This window comes from Nostoc sp., from assembly GCF_036917755.1.
Classification (GTDB): Bacteria; Cyanobacteriota; Cyanobacteriia; order Cyanobacteriales; family Nostocaceae; genus Nostoc.
The window spans coordinates 1-13,512 of sequence record NZ_JBALFC010000079.1 but is presented as its reverse complement, the minus strand read 5'-3'; the positions used below and the strand labels follow the sequence as shown (position 1 = coordinate 13,512).

12 protein-coding genes and 1 pseudogene are annotated in these 13,512 nt (G+C 45.0%); 7 read left to right on the top strand and 6 right to left on the bottom strand.

Annotation, left to right across the window (positions count from 1 at the left end):
* Nucleotides 1-396: 396 nt before the first annotated feature.
* The 4 genes from katG to V7L05_RS17645 form a co-directional block, all read right to left on the bottom strand.
* Nucleotides 397-2,691 carry a catalase/peroxidase HPI gene (katG, locus tag V7L05_RS17660; protein WP_335165867.1) on the bottom strand — a complete coding sequence of 765 codons (2,295 nt, stop codon included), beginning with the start codon at nt 2,689-2,691 and terminating at the stop codon, nt 397-399.
* A gap of 50 nt (nt 2,692-2,741) precedes the next feature.
* Nucleotides 2,742-2,996, bottom strand: a complete 255-nt coding sequence (locus V7L05_RS17655; protein WP_335165865.1) for an N-6 DNA methylase — start codon at nt 2,994-2,996, stop codon at nt 2,742-2,744.
* A gap of 156 nt (nt 2,997-3,152) precedes the next feature.
* The gene (locus V7L05_RS17650; protein WP_335165863.1) at nt 3,153-3,791 is read right to left on the bottom strand and encodes a DUF6399 domain-containing protein; all 639 of its coding nucleotides are present in this window, start codon (nt 3,789-3,791) and stop codon (nt 3,153-3,155) included.
* Nucleotides 3,792-3,968: 177 nt separating this feature from the next.
* Nucleotides 3,969-4,172, bottom strand: a complete 204-nt coding sequence (locus V7L05_RS17645; protein ID WP_335165861.1) for a hypothetical protein — start codon at nt 4,170-4,172, stop codon at nt 3,969-3,971.
* A 183-nt stretch (nt 4,173-4,355) separates the two neighbouring features.
* Between V7L05_RS17645 and V7L05_RS17640 the strand changes: the two genes are divergently transcribed.
* The gene (locus tag V7L05_RS17640) at nt 4,356-4,538 is read left to right on the top strand and encodes a hypothetical protein (protein WP_335165860.1); all 183 of its coding nucleotides are present in this window, start codon (nt 4,356-4,358) and stop codon (nt 4,536-4,538) included.
* A 401-nt stretch (nt 4,539-4,939) separates the two neighbouring features.
* Nucleotides 4,940-5,113 carry a hypothetical protein gene (locus tag V7L05_RS17635; protein ID WP_335165858.1) on the top strand — a complete coding sequence of 58 codons (174 nt, stop codon included), beginning with the start codon at nt 4,940-4,942 and terminating at the stop codon, nt 5,111-5,113.
* Nucleotides 5,114-5,123: 10 nt separating this feature from the next.
* Here the strand turns inward: V7L05_RS17635 and V7L05_RS17630 are convergent, their stop codons facing one another.
* Both V7L05_RS17630 and V7L05_RS34755 read right to left on the bottom strand, forming a co-directional pair.
* The gene (locus V7L05_RS17630) at nt 5,124-5,267 is read right to left on the bottom strand and encodes a hypothetical protein (RefSeq protein WP_335165856.1); all 144 of its coding nucleotides are present in this window, start codon (nt 5,265-5,267) and stop codon (nt 5,124-5,126) included.
* Between the two features lie 47 nt (nt 5,268-5,314).
* Nucleotides 5,315-5,458, bottom strand: a pseudogene (locus V7L05_RS34755) (LD-carboxypeptidase); the annotation flags it as partial.
* Nucleotides 5,459-6,968: 1,510 nt separating this feature from the next.
* Between V7L05_RS34755 and V7L05_RS17620 the strand changes: the two are divergent.
* The 5 genes from V7L05_RS17620 (at nt 6,969) to V7L05_RS17600 (ending at nt 13,421) form a co-directional block, all read left to right on the top strand.
* Nucleotides 6,969-8,198 (top strand): sedoheptulose 7-phosphate cyclase, encoded by a 1,230-nt coding sequence (locus tag V7L05_RS17620; protein ID WP_335165854.1) that lies wholly within the window; start codon nt 6,969-6,971, stop codon nt 8,196-8,198.
* Between the two features lie 4 nt (nt 8,199-8,202).
* Complete coding sequence (locus V7L05_RS17615; protein ID WP_335165853.1) at nt 8,203-9,036, top strand: O-methyltransferase; 834 nt, start codon at nt 8,203-8,205, stop codon at nt 9,034-9,036.
* Between the two features lie 465 nt (nt 9,037-9,501).
* Nucleotides 9,502-10,530, top strand: a complete 1,029-nt coding sequence (locus tag V7L05_RS17610) for a D-alanine--D-alanine ligase family protein (RefSeq protein WP_335165852.1) — start codon at nt 9,502-9,504, stop codon at nt 10,528-10,530.
* A 52-nt stretch (nt 10,531-10,582) separates the two neighbouring features.
* Nucleotides 10,583-11,962 (top strand): ATP-grasp enzyme, encoded by a 1,380-nt coding sequence (locus tag V7L05_RS17605; protein ID WP_335165850.1) that lies wholly within the window; start codon nt 10,583-10,585, stop codon nt 11,960-11,962.
* A 130-nt stretch (nt 11,963-12,092) separates the two neighbouring features.
* A complete protein-coding gene (locus V7L05_RS17600) occupies nt 12,093-13,421 on the top strand; it encodes an ATP-grasp enzyme (protein WP_335165849.1) in 1,329 nt (442 codons plus the stop codon).
* Nucleotides 13,422-13,512 lie beyond the last annotated feature (91 nt).

Sequence of the window (13,512 nt, the reverse complement as noted above, 5' to 3'; positions counted from 1 at the left end):
CTTTGGCTGACCGACTTGTGACTGTGGGATGTTTCACAGAAATTATCCAATGGCGCAAGCGGGTATTCATTCCCAGTAACGAGAAAGCACCAGCAATTTTGGCGGCGGTGATTAAAATTCTGGGGTGAAACTTTGAGCCACTCTTGGAGGGTGGCTTATTTTTTCAAATACTGTTCTGGAGTAGAAGCAGAGGGCATGGTGGTGGACAGCATCAGCCGTCGTGAGCGCGATAGAAAGAGAAACAGAAACTGCATGAAAATACTTGAGAGTTTATCGAACAAAATCAACACCCTACATCTGTGCTGCCCGTGGATAAGCAGCGTTCTTATCCACGGTGAGTTCTTCAAAGCGCAGCGATACACCCGTGGAGTTCGGGCGTGTTGAGCGCTCAAGACTTTACGGGGTCTGTTCAGCGCCAACGTCGAAGCGATCAAGCATCATCACCTTGTTCCAGGCTGCGACGAAGTCCTTGACCATCCGCTCGTGACCGTCATCAGCGCCATAGACTTCAGCAATCTGACGCAGTTCCGCGTTCGAGCCGAAGATGAGATCGCAGCGGGTTGCGGTGAACTTCGCTGCACCGGTTTCGCGATCGCAGATGTCAAAAAGCATCTCGCGATTGTCAACAGGCTTCCACTCGTAGTCCATACTGGTCAGGACACGGAAAAAGTCATTGGTCAAGACGCCCGGACGGTCAGTGAAGCTACCGTGCTTTGAATGATCCCAATTCTGATCGAGCGCGCGAAGTCCGCCGACAAGAACCGTCCATTCAGGCGCGGTCAGCGTGAGGAGCTGCGCTCGATCCAGGAAGATACGCTCCGGCTTCACCTTGTAGCCAACAGCCTCATTGTGATAGTTTCTGAAACCATCCGAAACTGGCTTCAGCCAATTAAACATTTCAACATCTGTCAGCTCCTGAGTCGTATCCATCCGACCCGGAATAAACGGCACGGCAGCAGAAAACCCAGCGTCTTGTGCAGCCTTCTCGATCGCAGCACAACCACCGAGGACGATAAGATCCGCCATCGAGATTTTTTTGTTGCCCGACTGAGCGCCGTTAAAGTCCCCCTGAATGCGATCAAGGGTCGATAGCACCTCCCCGAGTTCCTGCGGGCGGTTCATTTCCCAGTCTTTCTGGGGATTGAGGCGAACGCGCGCCCCATTTGCGCCGCCGCGCTTGTCGGAATGGCGGTGACTCGATGCCGCTGCCCAAGCGGCTGACACGAGCGCCGAAACAGAGAGTCCACTCGCTAAAATCTGATCCTTGAGAAAATTGATATCGGCGGCATCAACGACATCATGATCCAGTGCCGGAATTGGATCTTGCCAGATCAGATCTTCCTCTGGGATTTCCGGACCAAGATAGCGCGTTTTCGGACCCATGTCTCGATGGATCAGCTTATACCAAGCGCGCGCGAACGCATCGCTGAAGTAATCGAAGTCACCCAAGAAGTGCTGACAGATTTCGTGATAGACCGGATCGACCTTCAAGGCAATGTCCGAAGTCATCATCATTAACGGGTGCTCAACGCCCGGTTGATGGGCATCCGGTGTCTTTGGCGCATCAGGATTGCTCGGTTTCCACTGAATGGCACCTGCTGGACTCTTTGTCTGTTCCCAATCGTATTTAAAAAGATTTGTTAAGTAACTGTTGTCCCACTGGGTTGGATTTGGAGTCCACGATCCTTCGATCCCGTTCGTCATTGTATATTCGGCAAACCCAGTACCTTCAGGGTTCTGCCACCCCAAACCCATCGCCTGAATCGGCGCGGCTTCCGGGGCTGGACCAATCTTGTCCGGCGAAACCATGCCATGACTTTTGCCAAAGGCATGACCCCCTGCAATCAGCGCGACAGTTTCTTCGTCATTCATGCCCATCCGCGCAAACGTCTCGCGAATGTCTCGCGCCGAGCCATAGGGGTCGCCCTCAGCGTTTGGACCCTCTGGATTGACGTAAATTAGCGCTTGGTGCGAAGCCGCTAGCGGGTTCTCAAGGTCGTAGTATTGCTCGTTCGGTTTCCCAACCCACCGAATCGTGCGAGTGACCATCTCATCAGGATGACCAGGGTGTTCCTTAACATCGTCAACCGAATCGCCATTCCAGAATTCGGGTCCCCAGTATGTCGAGCGATCCGCCTCCCAGGCATCTATGCGACCGCCACCAAAACCGAAGGTCTTAAACCCCATGATTTCGAGCGCGCAGTTGCCCGTCAGAACCATCAGATCAGCCCAGCTTAGTGCCGCACCATATTTCTGCTTGATGGGCCAGAGCAGCCGTCGTGATTTATCTGTGTTTCCATTATCCCACCACGAATTGATGGGTGCGAAGCGTTGCATGCCCTGACTCGCTCCACCCCGACCATCCGCGATCCGGTAGGTGCCTGCTGAGTGCCACGCCATGCGAATCATTTGAGGTCCATAATTCCCATAGTCGGCGGGCCACCAGTCCTTTGAATCGGTCAGCAGTGCTTTGATATCGCTCTTCAACTGTTCAAAGTCAAGCTTCCCAAAGGCTCCTTTGTAATCGAAATCTCGCAGTGGGTTAGCTTGGGGCAAATTTTGGTGAAGCAGTTCGACCTGAAGTCGGTTCGGCCACCAATCATCGACTTGCGGCTTGGAGCCGAGCGCGCCGCCAATGCGGGTTCCCCGGAAGGGGCATTGTGCAGGAGGGGTGGCAGGGTTGTTGTTCATGGGGCTATTATTCATTCAGTTCAATCCTTCTTCATTAAGTTCAATTCTCTCTAACAGTTTATGTTAGTCAAGCTGTGTTGAGCGCCGCCACTTTTGGCGGTTTGAACGGCAAGTGCCTTCATCGCTAAAGTTCTTGCAAGTGCTGATAGTTTAAAGTCTGTTTTTAAAATATGGTCTACAGAACGCACAATGTAAGATACCACAGGCTCAGGTGTGTAATAAACACCCCGGCGTTCTCGCATCTGTGGCTTGTAGGCTGTCAAAAAATCTTCATAAAACCGAATAACAATATCTTCCCGGTTCATCTTCATCTGAAAATCCGAGAGAATCGCATCCATGTTGGCGGCGCGGAGGGGGTAGCAACTTAAGCCGGGACAGCTTGTATGGTAGGCTTTTGGGACTTTCGAGCTTTTAAGGTACGTCTGGGTCTGGGTAGCTCTCCCATTTGTAGGAGAACCGACTCAAAACTTGTCAGGGAATGATTTACCAAAGAGTCGTTGGGCAGCAGTGGTGCCATCGTCACGTTTGAGGTCAAAGTTATGGATAATGGTCAACACCTTCAAGGTCTGTTCGGTAAAACCGCGATTGGCATGATGGAGAGCAGATAAATAGCCATTGCGTCCTTCGACCGCCGAAGAAGTGCGCTGGAATTTGGCACACATCCAGATTGCCCAATCAATCCACTGCTGTTGCTCAGAGTTGTGCAAGGTCTGCGTGAAGCCATCTGCTAGGAAACGCGCCTGTGCCTGTTGAGCCGCTTGCTGATAACCCTGTTTGAGTTGGGGTTGACGGGTTTTTTGGGTTTGTTGATGCCAGTACACCCAAGGCAACAGAACGCTCAACACCCAGTTTTGGATCTCAGGATCTTGGGTTTGGGTGCTGAGGGATTGAATCACCCACTGCCACCAAGCATGGAGCGTCCTACTCAAGTCGGGAATCTGACGCTGCCAACGGTGTAGTGCAGCTTGACTCGCAGTTGGGGCATAGGTTTGACTCAAGTCTGCCAATCGTTGCAAGGGGACTTGCAACATCGTGGGTAACTCCAAACCAAACTGGGATTCACCAGTATTGAGATTAAAAGGATGAATGGCTTGGGACAAGGCGGAATGGCACTAAGAAAAGCCCAAAGGCTTGTGTCGTCTAGTTCCCAGCCTGGAGGCTGGGAACTAATTCCGAGAGGCTCTGCCTCTCGTCAAGCCACTGGAGGCAGAGCCTCCCAGAATGGGTTCCCAGCCTGGAGGCTGGGAACCCATTCTGGGCAAGGGCTGTATCTTAACTTAGTGCCATTCGGACAAGGCGTGTAAACTTTGCTGATAATTTTGGTGATCGGTTTCGAGCATTTGCTGAAGGGCTTGGAACGCCGTGATTTTGGCTTGCACTAAGGAGTTTGACTCTGCCGATGAATCGGCGTTGAGTTTAGTTTGTAAGGCTTGCTGTTGGTTTTGCAGTTGCACCCGTTGACGGGCGGGAGCACTGCCCATCGATTTACTTAGGGCATACAGGAGATGGAAGACATCCGGTAGATTCGGACAGGTCAAGCCGCTTAACGCTAGCTTGACCAACGCTTTTGCCCCATCACTGACACAACATTACAGGGCATTCCCCAAACATTAAATCAGATTGAAAGTCCTGCAACCCAAGGGTGGAAGGGGCTAAACCTGAAATTGCAGCAAGGTTTGGACAGCGCTGGTCGGTTTTACACTGAGTTAGTCTCCCAAGTTGGCGTTGCTGTCGGCGTTGCTGATGGTGAGCCTTACTGGAATGGGTATTTGGGGCAATGGCAAGTTTGGGTTAAGTTTGGAGGCGGGTGTACGTCTGTGGTGTGCGATTGGTTGGCGGTGGTATAGGTCAAATCAATTCAAAATTCAAAATTATTAATTCAAAATTACAATCAGTGGGGGGTTGTACCCAGAATTAATCAATTCAAAATTTTTATTTCTTCAAAATTATTGCATTTTGAATTTTGAATTTTGAATTCAAAAAATGGTCAGAGTAGTACACTGTTCCATCAAAACCGTTACTTTTCGTCGGTTATTTTACAGTTTCCCAGTTTGGAGCAAATAATCTCTATTGCCAAGCCATTGAAAAAAACAATTGTGTGTTCGTTATCTTCTGAGTCGCTTAAAGTCACCTTTTTTGAATTCAAAATGGAAATGAGTGTCTTTCTTCAACGCCTACTACTACGGCAGCCCTATCTCTTCATACTCTTTTTTTGGCAAAGATATTGTTGGCTTGAGAATTTTTATACTTGGTGTCGATTGACCCGTGGCGATCGCATCTGGTGACTATCCCTAAGACGGCTGCCGATTCTTCCCAGATGGTAGTCCTGGACTGGCAACTGCGTTGCCTGACGACGGCGGCGTTACCGCGTCAATTGGCGCGATCGCAGAAGACGAAAAGGGTAGGTTTTCGTCACTCATAGTTATGCCTTATCAAGATTTTGCAGCATAACCCCAGCAACCGCACCTTGCCACTGGCGATCGCACCAATTGACTTGAGGATTTTTGTTGTAAGGATTCTGTTGTCATCGATTTTGATGGCTCAACAGGTTTTGGTTTAGTTTTTTCAGACTGCACCCTACTACCTTGGTTTTAATAAATTGGGATGGTGGTGTGCAGGACAAACGTACGCTAAACATCAAGTTTACATCATCAGCGCGATCGGTATCTTTACCTGCTAAATAGCCGTAACGGTCTAAAATATGTGCCCCCAGCTTGACTTTTAACCCTAACTGTGAAATTGATTGCTGCGCTGCTTCGATATCTTTAGCCTACACTGCAAGAGCAAACCTTCTGCCTTCTGCCCTCTGCCTACTGCCTTCTTCACTCATTCGTAGGTTGGGTAGAACATTCGTGTTACCCAACATCAAGTCTAAATATTTCCGAACCCCTTTTACGGTGACGTGTACTTAGGGGGTTGGGGTGGGATTCTTATACCTCACAAAGTCCGAGGCATAAGAATTGACCTTAATTCATACTGCTATTATGCAACGCCGCATTTTATGGTAAGTGCCTTAGATATGCCTGCTGTATAAAATATCTATCTTTAGACATACTTTTTTAAAAATCCCTTGGTAGCCAGTACACCCCGTATGGTGGATTGACTTCAATATCTTTACAAATGTTATGATTTATATTATTCTAGTGTTATGATTTGTATTGTATTGTTAAGTTAAAAACTAGCAAATTTTTTGCTAGTTTAAGCTATTTTAGCTTAATTTAGGAGTATAAAGGCAATTCAAGCAATTTAGAAACCTTTAACACACACAACTGTTCCTTAATAAAGTTAAAGTTTTGTTACCAGTAACTCAGATATATTTAAAATCTGAATTTTTATAAGTTACTGAGGTATGTGTGTTAAATACTGAGCAGTAAGTTGACTGAACCAGGAATTATACTGCCATTGTGAATAAAATGTACTGAATGAGTTTTGCAAAGTTTAACGGTCGGAAAGTTGCTAGAGACAAATATAGTGGAGTTATTGAAAAAGAATACATTCGTCAGAATTCAGGAGCGGAGCTTGGGATTGCTTCACCGAGGCGTCAGAATCAATACTTCGGGCGTCACGTAGACAAGACCGCCAAATCTACGATTTGGTGGGGGTCTAAAAAGAGTCTATTCAGCGTTCGACTGAGCGCTCACGCCGAAGTCCGCTTTTTCGGTCAAAATTCATTCTGACGCCTTTATTCTGTTTCAATAAAAATTCAGATAAACTTCCTAAAAGTCCACTATCATTCTGAACTAAATAGAATGTAACGAGTTTAGTGATACAAGGTTTGATACTAATGCTAAAAAACAGCGAACTAACAATTAATCAGGGTTCTAATCTCAAATTTAAGCTTGCAGCTCAACTATACGATCAGTTTTATAGGCTAGAATTTTTTCGGAATCGTACAGTTGGAAAGCCATTAAAGTTAAACATAGTGGAATGAATCTGAATTAAGATGAATTTCACAAATTTAAAGTCAATAATCTACGTAATAGCCAGGTAAGTATTATGCCAATATATTGCTAATCGGGCTATGTGGCTGGTTTGAGGTTATGCCAATTAAAGGTTAACGCACCTACAGAATTTACTCAAATGAATGGTGTCGTTTAATCACATTGCCAGTCAGCAATAAGCATTAGCTTTTTATTGAAAGCTGATTTTGTTCTGTCTTTAATCTGAAAGGATAAAAAGCATAATAGTTTGCTGGCATACATTCGGGTAAATCGGAATTATTTCGCAATGATTACGGAAATCTCACAAGTTTTTGAATTTGGAATAGGGCAACAGACATGAATAAAGTTCAAGCATCATTTGAAGCTACGGAAGCTGCGTTTCACGTAGAAGGTTACGAAAAAATAGATTTTAGTCTTGTCTATGTGAATGGTGCATTTGATATTAAGAACAGAGAAATAGCAGATAGCTATGCGAAATTTGGTCGCTGTCTGACTGTAATTGATGCCAATGTCCATGAACTTTATGGCGATCAAATCAAGTCATATTTTAGACACTATGACATTGAACTCACAGTATTTGCCATCATCATTACAGAGCCAGCTAAAACTCTTGCAAGTTTTGAAAAAATTATTGACGCTTTTTCGAACTTTGGCTTAGTTCGTAAGGAACCAGTCTTAGTCGTCGGTGGTGGTCTAATTACTGATGTGGCTGGGTTTGCTTGCGCTTCTTACCGTCGCAAGAGTAACTACATTCGCATTCCTACCACGTTGATTGGTTTAATCGATGCAGGTGTAGCGATTAAGGTAGCAGTTAATCATCGTAAGGAAAAAAATCGCTTGGGCGCATATCATGCACCTTTGAAAGTGATCCTGGATTTCTCATTTTTGAAAACCTTGCCATCGGCTCAAGTTCGTAATGGTATGGCAGAGTTAGTGAAAATTGCGGTAGTTTCTAACTCTGAAGTCTTTGAACTGCTATACGAATATGGCGAAGAACTGCTTTCCACTCACTTTGGACATGTGAATGCTACACCGGAAATTAAAGAGATTGCTCATAAAGTCAACTACGAGGCCATCAAAACCATGTTGGAGTTAGAAACTCCTAACTTGCATGAAATAGACCTCGATCGCGTCATTGCTTACGGTCACACTTGGAGTCCTACCCTAGAATTAGCACCTCAGATACCCCTATATCATGGTCACGCGGTCAATATAGATATGGCTTTGTCTGCAACGATCGCAGCACAACGGGGCTATATTCCAACAGAGGAGCGCGATCGCATCCTAGACTTGATGAGTCGTATCGGTTTATCACTCGATCATCCTCTATTGGATGGGGATTTATTGTGGTATGCCACCCAATCTATAAGCTTGACACGAGATGGCAAACAACGCGCAGCCATGCCCCGTCCTATTGGTGAGTGCTTCTTTGCCAATGATTTGACTCGTGAAGAACTTGATGCTGCTTTAGCTGAACACAAACGTCTTTGTACTAAATACCCTCGTGGTGGGGAAGGGATTGACGCATATATTGAAAATCAAGAAGCCAAGCTATTGGGGGTGTGAAGATATGACAAGTGTTGTAGGACTCAAAACAGCTAGGCCGATAACGCCACATAGTATCTTAGTAGCCCAGCTACAGAAAACCCTCAAATTAGCACAAGAGAGTAACATTCCCGTAGAGATATTAGATTCTCTGCGTCAGGGAGTTCAATTGGCGGCGGGTTTAGATCCCTACTTGGATGATTACACCACCCCAGAATCGAGCGCATTGACAGCATTGGCGCAAAAAACTAGCATTGAAGACTGGAGCAAACGCTTCAGTGATGGTGAAACAGTGCGCCAACTAGAAGAGGAGATGCTCTCAGGACATCTTGAAGGACAGACATTGAAAATGTTTGTTCACATGACCAAGGCAAAGCGGATTCTAGAAGTAGGAATGTTCACAGGGTATTCAGCTTTGGCAATGGCAGAAGCATTACCAAGTGATGGGCGACTCATCGGTTGCGAAGTAGATCCCTATGTCGCTCAATTTGCTCAAGCTTGCTTTGGTGAATCTCCCCACGGCGACAAAATCGTTGTGGAAGTAGCACCTGCCCTAGAGACACTCCACAAGCTGGCTGCGAGAAAAAATGTATTTGATTTTATCTTCATCGATGCGGATAAAAAAGAGTATGTAGAGTACTTCCAGACCATTTTGGATAGTAACTTACTGACTCCCGACGGGTTAATCTGCGTGGATAATACTTTGTTGCAGGGACAAGTTTATCTACCAGCAGAACAACGCACCGCCAACGGTGAAGCGATCACTCAGTTCAATCGTGTTGTCGCCGCCGATCCTCGTGTAGAGCAAGTTCTCTTACCCATACGAGATGGTGTGACTCTGATTAGACGCGTTATGTAATCGAGAGATAGTCATTAGTCATTAGTCATTGGTACTAATGACTAAGGACGAATGGCACTAAGTTATGATACAGCCCTTACCCTGACTGGTTAAGAGCCTCTAGGCTGGGAAACCACTCTGGGAGGCTCCGCCTCCTGTTTCTTGACCAGAGGCAGAGCCTCTGGGAATACATTCCCAGCCTGGAGGCTGGGAACGAGGTTACACAAGCCTTTGGACTTTACAAGGGTGCCATTCGACTAAGGACTTTGATTTCCCCACGGCAATGTTTTCATCGCCGTGGGATGAGTTAATTTCTTTATCTGTGCCTGAGTTTATCTGTCCCCAAGCCTTTTAAAATCAAAGATCCTCAAGAAGTTATCAATTTCGATTTTAATCAAGAAACCCGCAAATATATTCTAAAAAGTATTTGTTACGACTCCGTTTGCCGTTTCAATTTAACCATAACAGTACATAGGAAGATGAATTATGCCAGTACTTCGTATCCTTCATTTAGTTGGTTCTCCATACAATGATTTTTACTGTGAGTTGTCACGCAATTACGCCCAAAGCTGTCTGGTAGCTACAGCAAATCCATCGCTCTATGACTTTCTGATTGCATACATCACACCTGATCGCCAATGGCGATTTCCTTCCTCTCTCAGTCCTGAAGATATTGTTGTCGCCAAACCGATGACTCTGTTAGATGCCATAGAGTTTATAACAGCACAAAACATTGACTTGATGTTGCCACAAATGCTTTGTATCCCTGGAATGACTCACTACCGGGCACTATTCGACCTGCTTAAGATCCCTTACATAGGCAATACTCCCGATGTCATGGCAATAACGGCTCACAAAGCCAGAACCAAAGCAATTGTCGCAGCAGCAGGGGTGAAAGTGCCTTTTGGAGAACTGCTCCGCCAAGGAGACGTGCCGACAATTGCACCTCCAGTAGTGATCAAACCCGCAAGTGCTGATAACTCTTTAGGGGTGTCCTTAGTTAAAGAGGCTAGTGAGTATGATGCTGCCCTGAAGAAAGCATTTGAATTTGCTTCGGAGGTGATCGTAGAAACATTCATTGAAGCCGGTCGAGAAGTCAGATGCGGCGCCATTGTCAAAGATGGGGAGCTAATCGGTTTACCCCTTGAAGAGTATCAGATAGACCCCCAAGCCAGACCCATCCGCAGCTATACTGACAAATTCAAAATACCAATCGAGGGCGACTTGAATTCAACTGCTAAAAATTATGTCCCAGGTTGGATTGTAGATATTAATGACCCGATCACCCAAAAGGTTCAGCAAGAAGTTAAGAAGTGTCATTTGGCTTTGGGCTGTCGCCATTATAGTTTATTTGATTTCCGGATCGACCCACAGGGACAACCTTGGTTCTTAGAAGCCGGGTTGTTTTGTATTTTTGACCAGAAAGCGGTGATTGCCTGTACCGCGAACGCAGTCGGAATTCCTTTAGATGAGTTATTTATGACGGCGATCAATGAAGCGTTGGGGATAATCTGATGTCCGGCAAATCACCAGCCACAGGTTCCACTATCATGTCACAATTACAACTATGAGAAAGCAGATTTTTGCAATCTTCCAAAACTTGGGCACTCTTGCATTATTAGCGATCGCATTTCCCTTTAACTGCACCGTTGTACTCGCATCGCTGCTGTGGAATTTTTTCAGCCGCCCGAATGCTAATCTTGTGGTTTTGACCGAGAATCCTAAAAATATCTTGATTGGTGGTGGTAGAATGACCAAAACCCTTCAGCTGGCGCGTTCATTTCACGCTGCTGGGCATCGAGTCATTTTATTTGATCTCGATAAATACTGGTTCAGTGGTTATCGATTTTCCAACGCTGTGGATGGCTTTTACACAGTTGCTGACTCCCAAGAAGATTTAGAAGCATATACTCAAGCCGTGCGTGCGATCGCCAAAAAAGAAAACATCGACTTTTTTGTTCCCGTAGGCATTTTCGCTGCTAGCTACTTTGACTGCGATCGCAAACCAGTGTTATCAGGCTATTGTGAGAATTTCCACTTCGATGCTGATACAATGAAGATGCTGGATAACAAGTTTACTTTTGCAGAAATTGCACGCTCACTCTCGTTATCTGTGCCAAAAACTTTCTTAATTACAGATTCCGAACAAGTTCTTAAATTCGACTTTGCCAACGAAAAGCGCAAGTACATTCTCAAAAGTATTGTCTATGACTCTGTTTTACGCTTAGATTTGACTAAGCTACCAATGGATTCTCCTGAAAAAATAGCGCTTTATGTCAAAAGTAAGCCAATTAGTGAAGATAACCCTTGGATATTGCAAGAGTTTATTCCTGGGACAGAATACTGTACTCACGATACAGTGAGAAATGGTATATTAACGGTACATTGCTGCTGTGAATCATCTGCTTTTCAAGTCAATTACGAAAACTTTGAACACCCACAAATTAAGGAGTGGGTGAGTCATTTTGTCAAAGAACTACAACTGACTGGACAACTTTGTTTTGACTTCATTCAGGCGGAAGATGGGACGATTTATGCGATCGAGTGCAACGCTCGCGCTCACTCTGCAATTACAATGTATTACAACCATTCTGGTTTAGCGGATGCCTATCTTAGTAAAGAGCCTCCGGCTGAACCTCTGCAACCCCTGAGTGATAGTAAGCCTACTTATTGGCTTTATCACGAACTTTGGAGACTTAATGAGATTAGATCGTTAAAGCAGTTGCAAAAGTGGTTTAAAAATATTTGGCGAGGAAAGGATGCAATCTTTGAAGTTAACGATCCACTACCGTTCTTAATGGTACATCATTGGCACATTCCTTTACTATTACTCGATAGTTTGCGCTCCTTAAAAACTTGGGTGAGAATTGATTTTAACATCGGCAAACTCATACAGTTTGGAGAAGACGTAAAATATAAAACCTCTATCTCTGCAACTCCTAAGTGATAGTAAGCCTACTTATTGGCTTGAACACGAACTTTAGAGACTTAATCAAATTAGCTCGTTAAAGCAGTTGCAATTGTTTAAAAATATTTGACGAGGAAAGGATGCAATCTGTGATGTCACAATTATAACTATGAAAAAGCATATTTTTGTAGTGTTCCAAAACTTGGGCACTCTTGTATTACTAGCGATCGCATTTCCCTTAAACTGCATTGTCGTCTTAACTTCGCTACTGTGGAGCTTTCTTAAGCAACCATTCAGGAAGTCAATTGTTGTTAACCCCAATTCCAAAAATATCTTAATTGCTGGCGCTAGAATGACTAAAACCCTTCAGCTAGCGCGTTCATTTCATGCTGCTGGGCATCGTGTGATTATAATTGATATTGAGAAATACTGGTTAAGTGGCAATAAATATTCCAACTCTGTTGCCGGCTTTTATACCGTTCCCGATCCCAGCAAAGACTTAGAAGGCTACATTGAAACTCTACATGCGATCGCCAAAACAGAAAAGATTGACTTTTTTATCCCGGTAGCGATTTTTTCCGTCATCCACTATGATCAAGGCCAGCCACCATTACCAGACTGTGTAGAGTTTTTCCACTTCGATGCTGAGATCACGAAGATCCTGGATGACAAGTTTACCTTTGCCGAAACAGCGCGATCGTTCGGTTTATCTGTCCCCAAATCCTTCAAAATTACCGATCCCGAACAAGTTCTCAATTTCGACTTTTCTCAGGAGAAGTGCAAATACATTCTTAAAAGCATCCCTTACGATCAAGTGCGTCGCTTGAATCTCACTAAGCTACCTTGCGATACAAAATCAGAAACAGCAGCATTTGTCAAGAGTCTCCCCATCAGTGAGGAGAGTCCCTGGATTATGCAGGAATTCATCCCTGGAAAGGAATACTGCAGTCACACTACCGCGCGAGATGGAGAGTCAAGAATGTACTGCTGCTGTGAGTCATCCGCCTTTCAAGTCAACTACGAAAACGTTGATCAGCTAGAAATTATGCAATGGGCGAGTCATTTTACCAAAGAACTAGGGAAAACCGGGCAACTTTCCTTTGACTTCATCGAAGCAGAAGACGGAACTGTTTATGCGATCGAGTGTAACCCCCGTACTCACTCCGCCATTACTATGTTTTATAATCATCCAGGAGTAGCGGATGCCTATCTTGGTAAAGATCCTCTGGCTGAATCTTTGCAGCCTCTTGCTGATAGTAAGCCAACTTATTGGCTGTACCACGAAGTTTGGCGGCTAAATGAGATTAGATCGTTTAAGCAACTGCAAACCTGGGTAAGAAACATCAGGCGGGGGAAAGAAGCAATTTTTGAGGTGAGTGATCCCTTACCCTTTCTGATGGTATATCACTGGCAGATTCCCTTACTCATTCTCGACAATTTACGAAGGCTCAAAGGTTGGATCAGAATAGATTTTAATATGGGCGAGCTTATAGAGTAATCGAGAAGAACTAGGGAAGAGCGAATCTCTTTTGCAAACGCTGTGCCATTCCGCTATGAGCAAATGGTTTTCTTTAAAATGTGTTAATTAA